This is a genomic window from Pseudomonas koreensis, assembly GCF_012986595.1.
GTDB classification, from domain to species: Bacteria; Pseudomonadota; Gammaproteobacteria; order Pseudomonadales; family Pseudomonadaceae; genus Aquipseudomonas; species Aquipseudomonas koreensis.
In genome coordinates, this window is the sequence record NZ_JAAQYM010000001.1 from 1039285 (window position 1) to 1057465 (window position 18181).

General features: G+C 62.2%; 14 protein-coding genes and 1 pseudogene. 3 read left to right on the top strand and 12 right to left on the bottom strand.

Annotation, left to right across the window (positions count from 1 at the left end):
- Window positions 1–198: 198 nt before the first annotated feature.
- Window positions 199–795 (top strand): annotated as a pseudogene (locus HBN98_RS28175) (methyl-accepting chemotaxis protein); the annotation flags it as partial.
- Between the two features lie 227 nt (window positions 796–1022).
- Here the strand turns inward: HBN98_RS28175 and HBN98_RS04910 are convergent.
- From HBN98_RS04910 to HBN98_RS04940, 7 genes are all read right to left on the bottom strand, one after another.
- Complete coding sequence (locus HBN98_RS04910; protein ID WP_083367063.1) at window positions 1023–1445, bottom strand: hypothetical protein; 423 nt, start codon at window positions 1443–1445, stop codon at window positions 1023–1025.
- Between the two features lie 143 nt (window positions 1446–1588).
- On the bottom strand, window positions 1589–2962 hold the full coding sequence (locus HBN98_RS04915; RefSeq protein ID WP_083367064.1) for a DUF1329 domain-containing protein: 1374 nt from the start codon (window positions 2960–2962) through the stop codon (window positions 1589–1591).
- 164 nt (window positions 2963–3126) lie between these two features.
- Window positions 3127–5082 carry a DUF1302 domain-containing protein gene (locus tag HBN98_RS04920; RefSeq protein WP_169844031.1) on the bottom strand — a complete coding sequence of 652 codons (1956 nt, stop codon included), beginning with the start codon at window positions 5080–5082 and terminating at the stop codon, window positions 3127–3129.
- A 47-nt stretch (window positions 5083–5129) separates the two neighbouring features.
- Window positions 5130–6425, bottom strand: a complete 1296-nt coding sequence (locus HBN98_RS04925) for a phospholipase C/P1 nuclease family protein (RefSeq protein ID WP_083367065.1) — start codon at window positions 6423–6425, stop codon at window positions 5130–5132.
- 230 nt (window positions 6426–6655) lie between these two features.
- Window positions 6656–8224 carry an FGGY-family carbohydrate kinase gene (locus HBN98_RS04930; RefSeq protein WP_083367066.1) on the bottom strand — a complete coding sequence of 523 codons (1569 nt, stop codon included), beginning with the start codon at window positions 8222–8224 and terminating at the stop codon, window positions 6656–6658.
- A gap of 20 nt (window positions 8225–8244) precedes the next feature.
- Window positions 8245–9840 carry a glycerol-3-phosphate dehydrogenase/oxidase gene (locus HBN98_RS04935; RefSeq protein ID WP_083367067.1) on the bottom strand — a complete coding sequence of 532 codons (1596 nt, stop codon included), beginning with the start codon at window positions 9838–9840 and terminating at the stop codon, window positions 8245–8247.
- Window positions 9841–9845: 5 nt separating this feature from the next.
- Window positions 9846–11441 carry an FAD-binding oxidoreductase gene (locus tag HBN98_RS04940; protein ID WP_083367068.1) on the bottom strand — a complete coding sequence of 532 codons (1596 nt, stop codon included), beginning with the start codon at window positions 11439–11441 and terminating at the stop codon, window positions 9846–9848.
- A gap of 211 nt (window positions 11442–11652) precedes the next feature.
- On the opposite strand from HBN98_RS04940, the gene gliR reads away from it, so the two are divergent.
- Window positions 11653–12669: an AraC family transcriptional regulator GliR gene (gene gliR / locus HBN98_RS04945; RefSeq protein ID WP_064585881.1), complete on the top strand. Its 1017-nt coding sequence runs from the start codon at window positions 11653–11655 to the stop codon at window positions 12667–12669.
- A 518-nt stretch (window positions 12670–13187) separates the two neighbouring features.
- Window positions 13188–13553, top strand: coding sequence for a DUF6124 family protein (locus HBN98_RS04950; RefSeq protein ID WP_083367069.1), 366 nt, complete (start codon window positions 13188–13190; stop codon window positions 13551–13553).
- A gap of 60 nt (window positions 13554–13613) precedes the next feature.
- Here the strand turns inward: HBN98_RS04950 and HBN98_RS04955 are convergent, their stop codons facing one another.
- The 5 genes from HBN98_RS04955 to HBN98_RS04975 all read right to left on the bottom strand — a co-directional run bounded on the left by HBN98_RS04955 (window position 13614) and on the right by HBN98_RS04975 (window position 18150).
- The gene (locus HBN98_RS04955) at window positions 13614–13982 is read right to left on the bottom strand and encodes a glyoxalase superfamily protein (RefSeq protein ID WP_064585880.1); all 369 of its coding nucleotides are present in this window, start codon (window positions 13980–13982) and stop codon (window positions 13614–13616) included.
- Between the two features lie 198 nt (window positions 13983–14180).
- Window positions 14181–15638, bottom strand: a complete 1458-nt coding sequence (locus HBN98_RS04960; protein WP_083367070.1) for an N-acyl-D-amino-acid deacylase family protein — start codon at window positions 15636–15638, stop codon at window positions 14181–14183.
- A 25-nt stretch (window positions 15639–15663) separates the two neighbouring features.
- Complete coding sequence (locus HBN98_RS04965; RefSeq protein WP_083367071.1) at window positions 15664–16302, bottom strand: YdcF family protein; 639 nt, start codon at window positions 16300–16302, stop codon at window positions 15664–15666.
- Window positions 16299–16973 (bottom strand): HAD family hydrolase, encoded by a 675-nt coding sequence (locus tag HBN98_RS04970; protein ID WP_229754987.1) that lies wholly within the window; start codon window positions 16971–16973, stop codon window positions 16299–16301. The genes HBN98_RS04965 and HBN98_RS04970 overlap by 4 nt, the downstream gene beginning before the upstream one ends.
- A gap of 1 nt (window position 16974) precedes the next feature.
- Window positions 16975–18150 carry an MFS transporter gene (locus HBN98_RS04975; protein ID WP_083367073.1) on the bottom strand — a complete coding sequence of 392 codons (1176 nt, stop codon included), beginning with the start codon at window positions 18148–18150 and terminating at the stop codon, window positions 16975–16977.
- Between the last annotated feature and the right edge of the window lie 31 nt (window positions 18151–18181).

Here is an 18181-nt window from a genome sequence, read left to right on the forward strand (position 1 = left end):
GAAGAACTCTCGGCCGTGACCGAACAGACCAGCGCCGGTGTGAACAGCCAGAAGGTCGAGACCGATCAGGTCGCCACCGCCATGCACGAGATGACCGCCACTGTGCAGGAAGTCGCGCGCAACGCCGAGGAAGCCTCGCAAGCCGCTGCCGCCGCTGACGGCGAAGCCCGTGAAGGCGACAAAGTGGTCAACGAAGCCATCGCGCAGATCGAGCGTCTGGCCAGCGAAGTGGTGCGGTCCACCGAAGCCATGAGCGTGCTGCAACAGGAAAGCGACAAGATCGGCAGCGTCATGGACGTGATCAAGGCCGTCGCCGAACAGACCAACCTGCTGGCGCTCAACGCAGCCATTGAAGCGGCGCGCGCCGGTGAGGCCGGTCGAGGGTTTGCCGTGGTTGCCGACGAAGTCCGTGGCCTGGCCCAGCGCACGCAGAAGTCCACCGAGGAAATCGAAGGCCTGGTCGCCGGTCTGCAGAACGGCACCCAGCAAGTCGCGGCCGTGATGAACAACAGCCGCGCCCTGACCGACAGCAGCGTGGCCCTGACCCGCAAGGCTGGCGATTCCCTGGAAAACATCACCCGCACGGTGTCGAACATCCAGTCGATGAACCAGCAGATCGCCGCCGCTGCCGAACAGCAAAGCGCCGTGGCCGAAGAGATCAGCCGCAGCATCATCAACGTGCGCGACGTGTCGGAACAGACCGCCGCCGCCAGCGACGAGACCGCAGCGTCCAGCGTTGAACTGGCGCGCCTGGGCGGTCAGTTGCAGCAGATGGTCAGCCACTTCCGCGTCTGACCTTCAGTCAGCGGCTAAGCGTAAACCCAATCGCGGGCAAGCCCGCGATGGCGTCAGCCCAGGCACCCCATGCTCACTGGAGCAACTGTTCCTTGAGCTTCTCGTCGAGGTTTCTGATGGTGATGCTGGCACTTCTTTTCTGGCTAAAACTCGATGAACTTCCAGACGGCACTCTCATTCCAACTGACGCGCCCGGGTGGTCAGTTGCAGCGGTGCCATGATCTATTTCAGGGCATTTCACCCATGCCAGCGATGTCGTAATTGACATGGATCTGAAAGTACCGCCCGTTATAGTCTTCCGTGGTGAACTCCAGTTTGCCGCTGATCTGCACCTTATCCGGAGCAAGGTTCTTCAGCCTCACAAAGCCCTTCGTTGCAGACAGAAGCTTACCCAGATCATCAGAATAAAAAATGCTTTTGATGATTTTGTCATCCTTCGGAAACTCAAAAGTACCGGTCGGCTGATTCTCCTCGGACAGGTTGAAGCCCATGCCTATCTGCCTCGGGGAGGTCATATCGGCATGAACTCGCATGCCTTCATAATTCATCCGCCCCACTCGATTCGAGACAAAATCGATTGTTGCCATCAGTTTTTGGTCAATCCGCCTGTATTCCTTGATCTTGCCGTACATAGTGCCGCTGACTGCCATGATGGATATCTCCCGTTGTCTCTCAACCGAACGATTGGAGTCCGGTAAGCATGCCGCAAGCACCGCAAAGAATGACCTGTCATAAATGACAGGTCTTTAGACTCGATGGCAATTAACGCGCTCGCAATCAGCGCATTTATTTATTACCGCGTCCCGCGCTGGCGCAATACCGACGGCATGAAATACGCGTCTTCCGGCAGCGGTTGCGAGAAATCCACGGTGGAGGTTTCTTCGTTGTCGAGGTTCTGCACGTAGTAACGCCGGGCCTGCAGGTCGTGGAACACGTCCAGTGCGCTCCAGGTGGTCGGCAGGTCGTAGAAGTTTTTCAGGTAGGCCATCGACACCCGCCACAACTCCCCGCGCCCGTCGTATTGATCGACCAGTGCCGCGCCCCAGCTGTCCTCGTCGAGAAACAGCACGCGCTTGGAATAAATATGCCGCGCGCCCGGTTTGAGGTTGCCTTCGACCACCCACACGCGGTGCAGCTCATAACGGGTGAATTGCGGGTTGAGGTGGCCCGGGGTCAGCAGTTGCGCGTACTTCACGTCAGGGCTGCCGACCTTGTAGTTGTTGTAGGGGATGTAGATTTCCTGCTTGCCCTTGAGCTTCCAGTCGTAGCGGTCCGGCGAGCCATTGAACAGGTCGGTGTCATCGGCGGTGCGCAGGCCATCGGACGAGGCGATCGGCGTGTCATAGGCAAGGTTCGGCGCACGGCGCACGCGGCGTTGACCGGCGTCATAGACCCAGGCCTGACGCGGGTCCTTGAGCTGGTCGAGCATCTCGTGCACCAGCGCCGCACCACCGGCCAGTCGCGCCGGGCTTTTCACGAAGGCGAGGTAGTAGAACAGGATGTTTTTCAGGTCGGCGTACTGGCCGCCCGGACGGTAGAAGTTGAACAGGGCTTCCTGCTGCGAAGTGACCAGCGCAAAGCTGCCGTTGCGTTGCACCGGCGCTTCGGATGCACGACGCACCACGTAGATGCCGCGATAACGGGTGATGTGGTTCCACAACACTTCGACGCCGTCCTTGGGCACCGGGAACGGCACGCCGCCGTAGGCATCGGCGAACCCGCTGCCCCCCTCCAGCAGCTTGGCCGAGGTCGCGTTCTTGAGGGTGTTGTCATACAGCCACTGCGGCGCCGAGCCTGAACGACGCGACGGATAGACCGGCATCTGGAACGTGTCCGGGTAGCTGTTGAACAGCGCGATCTGCCCGGGGCTGAGGTGGGCCTTGTACTGCTCCAGGTTGGCCTTGGTGATGGTGAACAACGGTTTGTCCGCCGCGTACGGGTCCGGATGGTGCTGCCCCGGTTTGTAGCCGGCCGGCGCCTGGGTGATGCCACCAGTCCACGCTGGAATGGTGCCGGCGGCGTTGCCGGCACGCTCGGCGCCCATGGGCGTGAGGGTGGTTTTCAGTTGTTCGGCTTGTTGTGGGGTGATGGCGGCGAGGGCACCACCGGCGCTCAGGCCCAGAACAAGCGCCAGCATGGTTTTGCTGAATCGTGATGTGTAAAACATGATCGATCTCCGAGATGGGAGTGAGGTCTGAAAATCACCGCAAGTCCCTTGTAGGAGTGAGCCTGCTCGCGATAGCGGTGTGACAGACAACATCGACTGCGACTGAAAATCCGCTATCGCGAGCAGGCTCACTCCTACAAGGGGGTGCGCCTGTGTTCTGGATATCAAAGGAAATACTTGAGGTTGAACCCGACGTTGTCGCGGTCGCGAATGCCGTTGTTCTGCCCGCCGCCCCAAAAGTTGGTGTATTGCACCTCGGCCTCGAGCTTGTTCTGGTAGTTGGCCTTGATCCCCAGGGTGTAGGCCTTGCGCCCCTCGATGGTGTTGCCGGCCTGATAGCTGTTGCCCTTGAAGTCGTCCTTGTAGACCAAGTAGGGCGAAACATTGACCCCGGCGTACACATCGTTCCAGGTGCCGTTGAACATCACCGTGTAGCTGTAGGAATTGCGGTTGACCTGATCGTCGCGATCACCGCCGGACACATAAGAAGTGTTGCCGGTGCCGGCGTAATAACGCGTGCTGCCGTCATAAGCGGTGTATTGCAGGCTGCTGCCGCGCAGGTGCTCGGAGGCCAGTTCGAAGATGCCGAACATCGAGTCGAACGACAGCGTCGGCCCGAAGTTGTAGATGCTGCCCAGCGAGGTGTTGAACGCTTCGACGCGTTCGGCGTTATTGATCTCGCTGTCGAGGGTGACCATCTGCCCGCCGACGTTGACGGGCTTGCCGGTCACCGCAACCGCGGCACCGTTGGCCAGGTCGCCAATCAGATCGTTGGTGGCCGCGACGCCGATCGGCAGGTTTGGCCGATAGGCAATTTCGCCGAACACCGAGGCCTGACCCAGGGTGGTGTTGAAGCTGAAGCCGTACATGCGGATGTCTTCGGCATAACGCCGATGCGCCTGGATGTTGCCCATCACATCGGCAGTCGCCAGACCGTTGGCCAGCGCCCCGGCCTGACTGCCGGCGACGCTGGAAAGCATGTTGGTCAGGGCATTCATGTCGATGCCCTTGTAGCCGCCCAAGTCAGCGGCGATGGTCGGTTCCTTGGCGTGGTAATTGACCATGTACAGGCCGAACTCGGTGCTGTTGAGCGCTTCGGCGATGTAGCGGAAAGCGAAGCCGAACTGGCCGTCGTTACGGGCGTTGTAGTCCTTGCCGATCGACGCCACTTTCAGTGTGTTGCCGTAGGCCGGGGTCACGCCGTTGGCGTAGAGGCCGGTGCTTTTCAGCGCCGGACCGAGCAACGGGTTGTTGCCCAGCGCGCTGTACAGGCCGATGACGTTGCCAAAACCCGGCACCGGCGTATCGAGCGCGGTGCCGCTGAAGTTGTTGTAACCGGTGTTGCCGCCATCGGCGAACAGGTCGGTCTGCGAGTAGAAGGTGCCGACCGGGTCGATGCGGGTTTCCTTCCAGTTGGTCTGATAGAAGCTTTCCAGGGTCAGCGAATCGCTGAGGCCGATGTTGAAGCTCACTGCCTCCACCGGCATCAGCACTTCCTTGACCTCGGCGCCCGGTAAACGGTACTTCGCCGCGTCCACCGGATTGGTGGTGTTGATCCCGCCGCGATAGAAAATCCCCTCGCCCCAGTTGAACACCTGACGCCCGATGCGCGCAGTCAGCGGCATCTGCGCCACGTCCCAGTTGCCGTAGACATAGGCGTCGAGCATCTCGATCCGGCTGCCGGCGATGTCGCGGGTCTGGCGGGTGAAGCGGTCGTCCTGCGGGTAGCTCTGACTCGGCTGCGACGGGTTGTTGTTGCGGTAGTAATCGTTGCGCTTGTCCATCAGCTGGGTGTCGTAGAACGCCGTGCCACGCAGGAACATCCCGTAGTTCTGATAGTTGGCTTCCAGCTCCGAAGTGATCTTGTACACCTCGGAAACCAGCCCGGTGTCGAAGTTGCGATTGCCGTCGTTGGTGTTGACGTCATCGTTGTTCTTGTCGCGCCCCTGCACCCGCCACAAGCGGCCATAGGACAGGGTCGTGTCGATCGAGCCGGTGACCTGATTGTCCAGCACGCTGAACTCCTTGGCCTGCACGCCATCGACTGCGCACAGTTGCAGCAGCCCTGCCAGACCGACGCCGGGGAGCGCTACGCCAGACAGGCGAAATCGAGCTTTCATGATCTGTTCCTCTTTCCCTGGTTTTATTGTTGTGGGGTGCAATACCGCTAGGGCGGGGGCGCCAGTGCGGCGCTGACATAAATCCGGCTGTGCGCGCCGAAATGTCCGAGCAACGTGAACAACTGCTGATTGAGCGCGGGATGCTCGAAGGTCTCGCGCTGCAACGCGTTGCCGCTGCTGAAATCGCTGGTCACCGGCGCCGTCTCCAGCCATTGGCCGATGGCTTCATCGAACGCCGCCGAGTCCTCGACCGACTCGGCGCTGACCACGTTGCGCAAGTAGTCCACCGAGTACGGCGGATACTGTTGGTCTTGAGCCACATCGGCGTAGGCCGCGAGCATCGGATGCGCCTGACCGGCACGCAGCACCCGGCGCAACCAGGTCGACTGGTACTTTTCGATTTCCATGTGGCGGGTGGCGACGCGTTCGATCGAGGCCTTTTTATCATCGGCAAAACCGGCCAGCGCCTTGCCTTCCAATAGCAACAGACTCGGCAGCTCGACCCCGGGCAATGGCTTGGCGTGATACGGCTGGGTCAGGTCCTGCACGTGGTGCACGCCCCAGCCGAGAAAGCGGTAGCCCCAGTAAGGATGGCCAGTAGCGAACGCCAGTCGCGCCAGGCCCAGGTATTGATAGGCGCGCCAGTCCGGCCAACTGCGCTGAAGAAATCCGGCAGCGGCATACACCACCGCGCTCTCATGGAAGAAGCCCATGTGGAACGGCGCCTGCGAGCTGTACTGAAACCGCGCGTCGCCGAACGGCTGCGGGCCGAAGCCATACAGCGCGCCGACCTCACCGGGGTTGTCGCTGAACAGGTTGATGTCGTGGCCGTAATCCGGCTCATCGGCAGCGCTGGCCAGCACCGCCAGCGGCGCAACTTTTTCGCCATCGGCCACGCGAATGAAACGCTGACGATTCCACGGCGACAGCGTCTGCTCGACCATCACCTGATCGGCACCGAGATGCTCGCGCTCGGGCAGATCCTTACCCGGCAGCGGCTGAATGACCATCGCCAGATGAATGCGCGGATTGAGGCGCAACGCAGTGAGAAAGTCGTGGCGCAGATTGTCGCCCGGCACGGCGGGCAGTTGCAGATTGTCGGGGCGTGGCGGGTACTGGGCGAAGTGCTCACGGGCGAAGCTTTCCTGTTGCTCCAGCAGCGCGACCACGGCCGGATATTGCTCGGCGAGAAAACGCTCCAGCGGCTCGACCTCGACCGGTGGTGCATCACGCAGCGCCGGCAGTTGCTGCAACGCCAGATAGCTGCCCACCGTGTGGTTCGACCAGCCCCACGCCGTCGGGGCCATTGCACAAAGCAGCAACAGGAGAAAAGTCAGCTTCATTGCTTTTAGTTCTTATTGGAGGTGCTGTGGGGGTTGAGCCTAGCAACCGCCCCCGGCGCTGACACTGTCCAATCTCACCAGAAAAAGTCTCCGATAGCGCCATATGAGGCTCACCGCCCACCTGTGTAGGAGCTGCCGAAGGCTGCGATCTTTTGATCTCGTTTTTAAAAATCAAAGGCAAAAGATCGCAGCCTTCGGCAGCTCCTACAGGAAGGTGTGCGGAGTTTTTTTCAGGCGGGGTAACCGGTGATTTTGCGGATGCTCTGGTACAACGGTTTGAGCTGGCGATACATGCGCAGGTACACCTCTTTGTACAACCGTTCGTAGACCTGCTGCGCCTCGGGTTGCGGGGTGAATACCGTGCCGACGCGGGTCATCGCCGAAATCGCACTGGGGAAATCCGCATACAACCCCAACCCCACCGCACAGCAAATCGCCGCGCCCAATCCGGACGCTTCGTACACATGCGGACGCTCCGCCGGCAGGCCAAAAATATTCGCCGTGAGCTGCATCGCCGCATCACTCTGCGAGCCGCCACCGGCCACACGCAGACGCTTGATCGAGACCTTCGAACGCTTCTCGATGTTCTCCATGCCCTGGCGCAACGCATACGCCAGCCCTTCCAGAATCGCCCGGTAAATGTGCGCGCGAGTGTGCACATCGCCGAAGCCGATCATCGCGCCTTTGGCCTCGACGCCCGGCTCACGAATCCCCGGCGACCAGTAGGGTTGCAGCATCAAGCCCATCGACCCCGGCGGCACCGCGTTGACCAGTGCATCGAACAGTTGCTCCGGCTCAATGCCCTGCTCTTTTGCCTGCTGCATCTCGCGCAGGCCGAATTCGTTCTTGAACCAGCTGACCATCCAGTAACCGCGATAAATCATCACCTCGCAGTTGTATTGATCCGGCACCGCCGACGGGTAAGGCGGGATCAGCGGGACGATTTCCAGGTAACGCGAGCGGGTGCTGGTGATCGTCGCCGTGGTGCCGTAGGACAGGCACACGGTGCTCGCATCGACCACCCCGGAACCGACCACTTCGCAGGCCTTGTCAGCGCCCGCCGCAATCAGCGGCAAGCCCTCGGGAATCCCGGTGTGACGGCTGGCCTCGGCGCTGATGTAGCCGAGGGTTTCACCGGGTTTGTGCAAGGTCGGCAATTGCTCGGGACGCACCGCCAGCGCCTGCCATTTCCAGTCGCTGGGCGCGGCCCATTTCAGGCGTTTGAAATCGAACGGCAGGTAGCCGACGCAGCATCCGACAGAGTCGACAAAGCGCCCACACAGGCGATGGGTGAGAAACCCCGAAAGCAGCAGAAACTTGTCGGTCGCGGCCCACACTTCGGGCTGATGTCTGGCGATCCAGTTGGCCTCGGCCTGAGCGCGAAAATAATCGACGGTGGCCTGCGCGCCGACCAGTTTGAACAGCCAGCCCCACGGCCCCTTGATCCCGCCCTCGACTTCGCTCTGGCGCTGATCGAGCCACAAAATCGCCGGGCGCAGCGGCTTGCCCTCGGCATCGACGTTGATCACCGTGCCGCGCTGGGTGGTCAGCGACACCCCGGCAATCTGCGAGCGATCGATCCCGGTTTGCGCCCACACCTGCTGACAGGCCTCGCCGAGTTTCGCCCAGTAATAATCCGGGTCCTGCTCGGCCCAGCCCGGTTGCGTCGAGTAATACGCCTGCAACTCCACCTTGCCTTTGCCCAGCAGATTGCCCTGCAGATCGAAGAGCAGCGCGCGCACGCTCTGGGTGCCGTTGTCGATCGCCAGCAGGTAACGCGTGTTCGGTTGCTTATCCATGGAGCTCTCTTCGAGGGGCATCAAGGCGCGGCCTCCGGCAAACCGTGATGGCGTTGCCACAACGCCCGGTAACGCTGCAGCTCTTGCTGCCAGTGTGCATCGTCCCAGCCCAGACGAGGCTGGCAGAGCTGGCGGATGGCGGCGAAATGCGCTTCGCCACCGCGCGCCAGCAACAGGCCCAGACGGGTACGGCGTAACAGCAAATCATCGAGGTGCAGCACCATTTCCGCCTCGCAGGCGAAGGCCAGCTCTGCCCACAGGGTGTCGGTATTGCCGACGCTGGCGTGCCCCAGCTCGGTGATCAACTGCGCCAGCCTCGGCAGATCACGGCCGTGGCGTCCGGCCAGACGTCGCCACTGTTGCGGGCTGAGTCCGGGGATCGGCAGTGGCGCTACCGCGGCAAAAACCGCTGCGCCGTCATCTTCGAAATTGCGGCCAAGCATGTCGGCACAGGCCTTGAGCACTTCGATGGCTTGCGGGCGAAACGTGGTCAGTTTGCCGCCGGCCAGGGTCACGCAACCCGGCTCCCGCCACAGCACATGTTCACGGGTTTCATTCGACGGTTTGCCTTGCTGCTCACCCGCCGCACTGCCCACCACCGGGCGCACGCCCGACCAGGTCGACAGCACATCCGCCGCCGTCACTTCGGCACTTGGAAATTGTTGCGTGCAAGCCGCCAGCAGGTAGTCGAGTTCTTCGGCGCTGATGCTCGCGCTCTGGTCCAGGTTCTCGCGGTGATCGAGGTCAGTGGTGCCAACCACCGTCGCCCCTTCCCACGGAAACACGAACACCGGACGCCGATCCCGTTCATGCAGAAAGGTGAACGCCTGGGCCACCGGCAAGCGCCAGCCCGGCAGCAATAAATGACTGCCACGCAGCGGGCGCAATTGCCTTGCCGCTTCTGTCGGTCGCAAGCGCTCCGCCCAGGCACCGGTGGCCACCGCGAGCACACCACAGCGCAGTTGTAGCGACGCACCGGCCTCACAATCCTCGACCTGAACCCCGCACACTCGCCCGTTTTCGCGCAGCAAATGTTCGACCCGCACACCGTTGAGCACCACCGCGCCATCGGCCCGCGCTTCGCTCAACACGCGCATCACCAGCCGTGCGTCATCGGTCAGCGCATCGACAAAACAGGTGCCGCCGAGCAGACCGTTTTCCTTCACCCCCGGCGCCAGAAACCGCAGTTGCTGCGCGTCATGAAAACGATGGCTGCGCCGTCCGGCCAAGGCGTCGTAAACCGACAACAAGCCGCCGAGCACACGCGGCCCGGGAAAGCCGCCGCGATAGTGCGGCATCATGAAACTCATCGGCTCCACCAGCCCCGGCGCTTCGTCGAGCAGACGCTGACGCTCGCGCACCGAATCGCGGGTCAGGCGCCACTGGCCCTTGGCGATGTAGCGCAAACCACCGTGGACCATTTTTGATGATCGACTGGAGGTGCCCCAGGCGAAATCCCGCTGCTCCAGCAGCAGACAACGCCAGCCACGCCGCGCCGCTTCGCGCAGGATGCCGGCACCGCTGATGCCGCCGCCGATGACGATCAGATCCCAGGTCTCCTTGGCCAGCGTCGGCAAAATCTGCTGGCGCCATGCGGCATTCCAGTGCTGATTCATGGCCGTCACTCCGACAACAGCGTGCCGGGGGTGAGGCGCCCGGCCGGATCGAAGTGCTTGCTCAGCGCCTGCAAGGTGTCCATCGCCAGCGCGCCTTTCTCGCGCAGCAGGTACGGCGCGTGATCCTTGCCGACGCCGTGCTGGTGGCTGATGGTGCCGTGGTTGTCGACGATGGTCTGGCTGGCCGCGTGCTTGAGCGCCTGCCAGCGCGCGAGCGTCGCCGGGTAATCCGCCGCCGGGCGAAACACGTAGGTGGTGTAGATGCTCGAACCCTCGCCGTAGACGTGGGACAAATGGGTGAACACATGCACCCGCTCGCCCTGCGCCGCCAACGCGTCACGCAGGCTGTTTTCGATCAGGTTGAGCAGAGTGTCGACGTTGCTCCAGTCGGTGGCCGTTTCCAGGGTGTCGACCACGTAGCCGGCGTTCCACAGGTTCTCGCGCAGGTAGGGGAAACGGAAGCGGTTCTGCGCCCATTTCTTGCCGAGCAAGGTGCCGGTGAACACCCCGCCGAAGGCTTTCAGATGCTGGCGGGCCTGGCTCAGTGACAGCGCGTTTTGCCGACGATTGCCGGTCACGCCGAAGGTCAGCAGACACTTGCCCTCGCCCGCCCCGCGCAGGTTCAGATACTTTTCCAGCCAGGCGATTTGTTGCGGATGACCGGCCAGCGCCAATTGCGTTTCGGTCTCCACGGCGTTGGACAAACGCAGCATCGACAGCGGCACGCGGGCCTGAGCGAGTTGGCGAATCGCTTGCAGTGCTTTGGTCCAGCTCGGCAGGAATACACCGTAAAAACGTTCGTCAGCGGGCAGTGCGCTGACCCGCACTTTGACCTCGGAAATGATCCCGAAACGGCCCTCGCAACCGAGCACCACTTCGCGCAGATCAGGCCCCGCCGCCGAGGCCGGGAACGTCGGAATGTCCAAGGGTCCGGCAAAGGTTTCCAGGGTGCCGCCAGCGAACAATTGCTCGATGCGCCCATAACGCAACGACTGCTGACCACTGGAGCGACTGGCCACCCAACCGCCGAGCGTCGACAGCTCCCACGACTGCGGGAAATGCCCCAGCGTGTAGCCGCGAGCGCGCAGCTGACTTTCCACCTGCGGGCCACTGGCGCCGGGGCCGAACGTTGCCAACTGGCTCTGCTCATCGAGATCGATCAGGCGATTCATCCGCGCCAGCGACACCGTCACCACCGGCCGCATCGAATCGGGCGGATTGATGTGCCCGGCCACCGAGGTGCCGCCGCCGTAGGGAATCAGGCACAGGTCCTGCGCATGGGCCAGCGCCAGCAATTGGCGGATCTGCTCGGCAGTCTCGGGGAATGCCACCGCGTCGGGATAGATGCCCAGCGCGCCCTCGCGCAGCGCCAGCCAGTCCGGCAGGCTCTGACCCCGGGCATGCAGCAGGCGATCATGGGCGTCGACGCTGTACAAGGCGTGCGGCGCCAGCCGCGAGACCGGCACCCGCGCCAATGCCGCTTCAAGCGTGGCATCGGGCAGCGCGCGCCCGGCTCCCAGTCGTTCATGGAGAAAACTCGCGCCCTGGGCCGGCAGTTCGACCACCGTGGTTGCATCTCCCCAGCCGTTCCAGCGTCGCATGCGTGTGTCCTTCTTCTGCAGTCTGATCAGTGATGTGGCAGGCCTCCATACTAGTCAGCGGCCGAAAAGTGTCACGGTCGCATCCGGCCAGTTCGAGTAGCCAATTGAGTCAAACGTCGCGCAAGTGCCAGCCATTTACTTTAGTCGGGGTTTCAAATTACCTTTCAGCCATTCATTCGCTCACGCAGGCCTTGATCAAGGGAATTGGATCATGCAATCGCTCGGCTTCACCTCCGTTCCGCCGCTGCTCAAATACGTGCGTCATGCCGAGCAACTGGGCATGGCCATCGAGCCGGCGCTGGCGGCGGCCGGTTTGCAGGCGCCGCAGTTGAGCGACAACAGCCTGCGCCTGCCGGGTGAGGTGCATGAGCGCCTGCTGGATTACTTCTGCGAACACTCGGGCGATCCGCTGTTCGGTCTCAACGCCGCGAACTTCGTGCTGCCCAATTCCTGGAGCGTGCTGGGTTACATCACCATGAACTGCGCGACCCTGGGTGAGGCCATGAGCCGGATCATGCCGTTCGAAAAACTGGTGGGCGACATGGGCGTCAGCCGCGCCGAGGTGCAGGACGGTCACGTGCACCTGATCTGGACGTGCCGCTACGAGCGCCCACGGATCCGCCGGCATCTGGTGGAAAACGTCCTCGGTTCGTGGCTGCAATATGCGCGCTGGATCGCTGACACGCAGATGTCGCCAGCCGCTGTGTGGCTGGAACATCCATGCCCGACAGACGCCACACAGGCGCAGTACGAAGCGTTCTTCGATTGCCCGGTGTTATTCGAGCAGCCCTATTCCGCGCTGATCGTGCCGCTGCCTTATCTGCAATTGCCGTTACGCCAGGCCGACGCGCAATTGCTGCGCACGCTGGAAGAACACGCGATGGGGCTGATGGCGACGCTGGAAGATGCGTCGCTGGAACAACGGGTCAAAAGCATCCTGCGCCAGTTGCTCAAGGAAGGCTTGCCGCGCAAGGAACAGGTGGCCGAGCAGCTCGCGGTGTCGGTGCGCACGTTGCAACGGCAGTTGCATCAGGCGGGGACGTCGTATCAGCAGATTCTGGATGATTTGCGTCAGGAGCTGGCCGAGCATTATTTGCTCAACAGTACGTTGCCGATTCAGGACATTGCGCAGTATCTGGGATTTACCGAGCCACGGTCGTTTCACCGCACGTTCAAGAGCCGGCGCGGGATGCCGCCGGGGGAGTTTCGGCAGATGCATCGGGGGTGATGCTGTCGGCCTCTTCGCGAGCAGGCTCGCTCCCACAGTTGATATAGGTTGTTCATCAGTTTGGTGTCCGCCGCCGACCCAATGTGGGAGCGAGCCTGCTCGCGAAGGCGTCAGTGGGCGCAGCAGCGTCCGACAGACAAATCGTCAAACCGTGGCGCACAACAAACACTTCACATCGTCCGTGTTTAAAGACACTCAGTGTTACGCCCTACTGCCTACAAATCCTTGCGCCACTGCCTACGGCTACGCCAGAATCCGCCGGCTTGTGCGCCCCGGAGGCCGTCGGTAACTTGATTCCGTCACTGATTCCCAGTGATCGAGCTTAGCGGCTCGGCTACGTTCGCTCCCGGTTGCACAAGTAATTATCCAGTCAGGTATTTGCCTGCGCTTGATGGTGGCTGTGCGCATGGCACCTTCGGGTGCGCCGGGGTGGGATGCGACCGGTCCGCTAACTTGCGCACAGCTGCCTCCCTTTTGCTTAGCGGCGAAATGGATGCGGCCTTACAAGGTACGCTCCCATGTTCAAAGTTACGCCCAACCCACCGCCCACCGACGCGGCCTCGCCCTACGCATCCCCCGAATCAAAGAAATTCCACGAAGCCGCCGAGCGCGCCCTCGACCACTATCTCGGCCCGCCGACGCCCGCCATCATGGCCACCCCGTACCAGCCCAATCGCCTCTACCAGGCCCACCCCGACAGCGGCACCGAACCGTTGCTGGCCGATGCCTGCGAAACCCTGGGCTCGGCCACCGTGATGCTCAACGACTTCGCCGGCCTGCTGGAAGGCTCGCATCGCAAGACCCTGCAAGGCATCGCGCAGGTGGTGATGGTGGCGGAAATCGCCGTCAACCGCGTGCTTGATCAGTTAGTGCCGACCGAGTAACAAAAAAGCCCGCGGCCAGACCTTAATGGTTGGGCAGCGGGCTTTTTTGTATGCCTCGGCTCAGACACTGATCGCGTTGGTGAACACCAGTCGATTCCCAAACGGATCCGCAATCGTCATGTCCTGACTGCCCCACGGCATCGCCTGAATCTGCGGGTGCGAGAACTTGTAAGCCTTGGCCAGCAACTGCTGCTGAAACGCCTCCAGCTCATCGGTCTCGATGCGCAACGCCGAACCCGGCGTCGCATCGCCATGATGTTCGGACAGGTGCAGCACGCATTCGCCACGCGACACCTGCACATACAACGGGAAGTTCGCTTCGAAGCGATGCTGCCAGTCGATCTTGAAGCCGAGGAAGTCGACGTAAAACTCTACGGCTTTGGCTTCATCGAAGATCCGCAGGATCGGGGTGGTTTTGCCGAAGCTCATGGGGTGCTCCCTGACTGGTTGGCCCCACCGTGTAGACGGGGTAGATGTCAGCAATTCGGCTTGTTGATGGCTTTCTTTAATTGCACAGTGCCACTATGAGACACAGATCAAAAGATCGCAGCCTTCGGCAGCTCCTACATTGGAATGCGATCTCCTGTAGGAGCTGCCGAAGGCTGCGATCTTTTGGCGTCATCACAATCAACGAAAACCTTCGCGCAAATCCCCTTCCCGCGCCAGAAACCGCCCTTCCCGGCGCCCCTTCGCCTGCCCGTCGCGATAGCTCAACACGCCATTGACCCACACCCCATCAATGCCCTGCGCCGCCTGCTGCGGATCATGGAAATCCGCCACATCCCGCACCGTCGCCGGATCGAACAACACCAGATCCGCCCAATAGCCTTCACGAATCTCGCCGCGCCCCTTTAAGCCAAAGCGCGCCGCCGACAGACCGGTCATCTTGTGCACGGCGGTATGCAGCGGAAACAGCCCGACATCGCGACTGAAATGTCCCAATACCCGTGGGAAAGCGCCCCACAGGCGTGGATGCGGGAACGGGTCTTCCGGCAGTCCGTCAGAACCGACCATCGACAGTGGATGCGCGAGGATTTTTCGTACGTCCGCCTCGTCCATGCCGTAGTACACCGCGCCCGCCGGTTGCAGGCGCTTGGCCGCTTCGAGCAGTGGCATGTTCCATTGGGCAGCGATGTCGATCAGGTCGCGACCGCTGACATGCGGGTGCGGCGTTGACCAGGTGATGGTGATGCGATGGGCATCAGTGACTTGCTTCAGATCCAGGGTCGAAGAACTCGCCGCGTAGGGATAGCAATCGCAGCCCACGTGCTGGGTTTTCGCGGCTTCCTCCAGCGCCGCAAGCAACTGCGGACTGCGCCCCCAGTTGCCGACACCGGCGCATTTGAGGTGGGAGATGATCACCGGCGACTGCGCGTGGCGGCCGATGCTGAACGCTTCTTCCATCGCCTCCAGCACCGGTTCGAATTCACTGCGCAGGTGGGTGGTGTACACCGCGCCGAATGCCGTCAGTTCTTCAGTCAGTTGCTGCACTTCGTCGGTGGAGGCGTTGAAGGCGCTGGCGTAGGCCAGGCCTGTGGATAACCCGAGCGCGCCGGCTTCAAGGCTTTCGCGCAATTGCTCGCGCATGGCAGCGATTTCATCTGGCGTGGCGGTGCGGAACAGGTCGTCGAGGTGATTGCTGCGCAGCGCCGTGTGGCCGACCAGTGCGGCGACGTTGAGCGTGGTGTTGGCCGCTTCGACGGCCGCGCGGTAATCGCTGAAGCGCGGATAAACGAAGGCTTCCGCCGTACCCAGCAGGTTCATCGGATCCGGCGGATTGCCCTTCAATCTGACCGGCGAGGCGCTGATCCCACAGTTGCCGACAATCACTGTGGTCACGCCCTGGCTGAGCTTGGGCAGCATCTCGGGTTGGCGGATGACCACCGTGTCGTCGTGGGTGTGCACGTCGATGAACCCCGGCGCCAGCACGCGACCGGCGGCGTCGATTTCCTCGCTGGCGCGGGCATCGTGCAAGTCGCCGATGCGCTCGATGCGCCCGTTGAGAATCGCCACGTCGGCGCGGTAGCCGGGTGTGTTGCTGCCATCGATGACCAGGGCGTTGCGAATCAGCGTGTCGTACTGCATGTCTGTCTCCCGGCAGGAGTCAGCGTCAACTCCTGCCCTTGATCAAATGGTGATCGAAGCCTTGCTCCACCAGATACCGCCAGGCCACCTGAACCTCATCGGGGATGGCTTGCTCGACCTGAAACCCCAGCGCAGGGTAAACCATGATGCGGTGCACATCGCCGACCATTTCGTCGATCAGGCCCAAGACCCCGATCAGGTTGCTGACGTCATCGGGAAAACGGAACGACGGCGCATCCACCCAGGCTTCCAGGCCCGGCCATTGCACGGGCAAGGTCAATGCCACGCGCCGGATCGAATTGGGCTTGGTTAGAAAGGTCGCGCGGCGCACGTCGGGAAACAGCGCTCGGGCAAACGCGATGTTTTCGGCAAAATTGGTCGCGCGGGTTTCCAGGGTGAACTGCGCCGCCTTCACCCCTTGCGCCAGGGCCCGTTGGGCAAAAATATCGGCTTCGGTGCGTGCCCACAAATGCTTCGTCCAGTTGCCGGTATTGCCAGTGAACAACAGGTGGGGGGCCACGCCGTCTTTCAACAGTTGGCAGGCGTAATCGCAGACCCGCAGGTCGTAGGAGCCGCAGACCACGATCAGTTCACAAGCGCTGTGCTGGCGCCCCGCACCGAGGAATTGCCATAGCACGCTGGCGTGCTGCAAGGTCAGTGTCATGGCCGGGCGAACCTCCGGCTCGGTTGCTCGCTGATGTACAGCGCACCGTCGGCGTAACCGTGCGCGCCCCTGCCGTTCAACGCCAGCGCAAGCTGGGTGAAATCGGCATACGTGCCGGCGGCGCCATGCGCGGTCAGCGTCGGGTCGTCGCCAATGCCGATACAAAGGGCGCCGCTGCTGACTGCCGACTGCACACCGCTGACGGAGTCTTCGAAGACCAGGCATTCGTCGCTTTGTCGGCCCAGGTGGGCCGCCGCCAGGCGATAAGGATCGGGCGCCGGTTTGCCGCGGTGCACGTCGTCGCGGCAGATGATGCTGTCGAACGCCGACGTCAGGTCGTGTTGCTGCAACACGTGTTCGACCCGCGCCCGCCAGCTGCTGGTGACCAGCGCCAGGGGCACGGCGTGCTCGCGGAGTCGAGCGATCAACGTCGCGACGCCCGGCACCAGCGCACAGTTCGACACCTGCTCGATGGCGTCGACTTCACGCTTGATCGCCACCCGCTGCGCTTCGTCGAAGTCAGCAAACAGCGCCTTGAGGGTATAGCCGCCGGGACGGCCGTGGATGTGCTCGTCGATGAACGCCTGATCGACGCTGACTCCGTAATGGCGCGCCACGGTGGTCCAGGCGCGCTCGATCACCTCGCGCGACTGGATCAGTACGCCGTCCATGTCAAAGCAGACGGCTGTAAACGTTTGTTGTGCCATGAGTTGAACTTCGCATTTTCTGATGAGCAATGAATGCCAGCACCGTCCCGACCAGCGCGAACAGCGCCATCACGTAGTACGACCACTGCGGCTGGGTCTCGTACAGGTAGCCGGCAAAGGGTGTGGCCAGGCCCATGGGCAAGGCCACTGCCAGGGAGTAATAAACCCCTTGAGTAAAGACCTGAATAGCCTGCGGTGCCTGATCGCGAATGAAGCGCATGATCGCCGCGTGGTAGGCGGCAAAACTCAGTGCGTGCAGACACTGCCCCAGCAGGATCAGCGCCACCGCGTCGCTGTTGGAAAACAGCGCCCAGCGCAGCGCCGCACAGACGCTGGAAAACATCACCAGGGACAACGGCGCACAAAACGCCAGGACCTTGTTGGAGAGCGCGAACCAGGTGATTTCCGCCATCACCGCCACCGCCCAGAACATGCCGATGGCGGAGGAAGAGAAGCCCTTCACCCCCCACCCGATCGAGGCGGTGGCAAAGTACAGGGTGTGGCTCAGTTGAATGAAGCTGGCGGCGGCAATCGCGATCAGCAGGCTCTTGTGGGCCAACAGCGCCTTCCAGTCAGGCCGTGTGCGCGCCGGGCCGGGCGGCGCCAGATGTGCCCGCGACACCTGACGCTTCAGGCGCAGGCAGGCCACGGCGGTGAGCAACATGCTCGCCGCGATCACCAGCGGCACCCAGGACTGGCTGTACCGGGCAAACAGAAAGCCGCCGAGCGTCGAGGTCAGGATGAACGCCGAGGAGCCCACCGCCCGCACCCAGCCGTAATTCTGCAGGGCCAGTTTGTCGCGCTTGAGCAGGTAAGACTCGGACAACGGCAAGACCACCATCCACACCCCGCCAAACAGCACACTCAGGCACACGAACATCCACAGGTGCGCCGGGATGAAGTAGAACAGCAACGTGCATAACGCGGCGGTAAAGCCCAGAAAAGCCGCGAGCCGCAACTGGTCCACACGCCAGTCGGCGACGTAGGTGATCAACACCCCGGTGAACACTTGCGGCCAATACGCCGCAGCGATCAGCAAGCCGATTTCACTGGCACTGAAGCCCAGGGAATCCAGCCAGGTCGGCCAGAACGGATAGATGATCCCTTCCGCCGCGAAGAATCCGAAAAAAATTAAATACATTCGTCAACCATACGCCTGACACTCCAGAAAC

Excerpts from the sequence above, each read along its gene's own strand:
- HBN98_RS04930 (WP_083367066.1), bottom strand. The coding sequence starts at position 8,224 with ATGGATAAGCAACCGAACACGCGTTACCTGCTGGCGATCGACAACGGC.
- HBN98_RS04910 (WP_083367063.1), bottom strand. The coding sequence starts at position 1,445 with ATGGCAGTCAGCGGCACTATGTACGGCAAGATCAAGGAATACAGGCGG.
- HBN98_RS04970 (WP_229754987.1), bottom strand. The coding sequence starts at position 16,973 with ATGGACGGCGTACTGATCCAGTCGCGCGAGGTGATCGAGCGCGCCTGG.
- HBN98_RS04960 (WP_083367070.1), bottom strand. The coding sequence starts at position 15,638 with ATGCAGTACGACACGCTGATTCGCAACGCCCTGGTCATCGATGGCAGC.
- HBN98_RS04975 (WP_083367073.1), bottom strand. The coding sequence starts at position 18,150 with ATGTATTTAATTTTTTTCGGATTCTTCGCGGCGGAAGGGATCATCTAT.
- HBN98_RS04955 (WP_064585880.1), bottom strand. The coding sequence starts at position 13,982 with ATGAGCTTCGGCAAAACCACCCCGATCCTGCGGATCTTCGATGAAGCC.
- HBN98_RS04940 (WP_083367068.1), bottom strand. The coding sequence starts at position 11,441 with ATGCGACGCTGGAACGGCTGGGGAGATGCAACCACGGTGGTCGAACTG.
- HBN98_RS04915 (WP_083367064.1), bottom strand. The coding sequence starts at position 2,962 with ATGTTTTACACATCACGATTCAGCAAAACCATGCTGGCGCTTGTTCTG.
- HBN98_RS04950 (WP_083367069.1), top strand. The coding sequence starts at position 13,188 with ATGTTCAAAGTTACGCCCAACCCACCGCCCACCGACGCGGCCTCGCCC.
- HBN98_RS04935 (WP_083367067.1), bottom strand. The coding sequence starts at position 9,840 with ATGAATCAGCACTGGAATGCCGCATGGCGCCAGCAGATTTTGCCGACG.
- gliR (WP_064585881.1), top strand. The coding sequence starts at position 11,653 with ATGCAATCGCTCGGCTTCACCTCCGTTCCGCCGCTGCTCAAATACGTG.
- HBN98_RS04920 (WP_169844031.1), bottom strand. The coding sequence starts at position 5,082 with ATGAAAGCTCGATTTCGCCTGTCTGGCGTAGCGCTCCCCGGCGTCGGT.
- HBN98_RS04925 (WP_083367065.1), bottom strand. The coding sequence starts at position 6,425 with ATGAAGCTGACTTTTCTCCTGTTGCTGCTTTGTGCAATGGCCCCGACG.
- HBN98_RS04965 (WP_083367071.1), bottom strand. The coding sequence starts at position 16,302 with ATGACACTGACCTTGCAGCACGCCAGCGTGCTATGGCAATTCCTCGGT.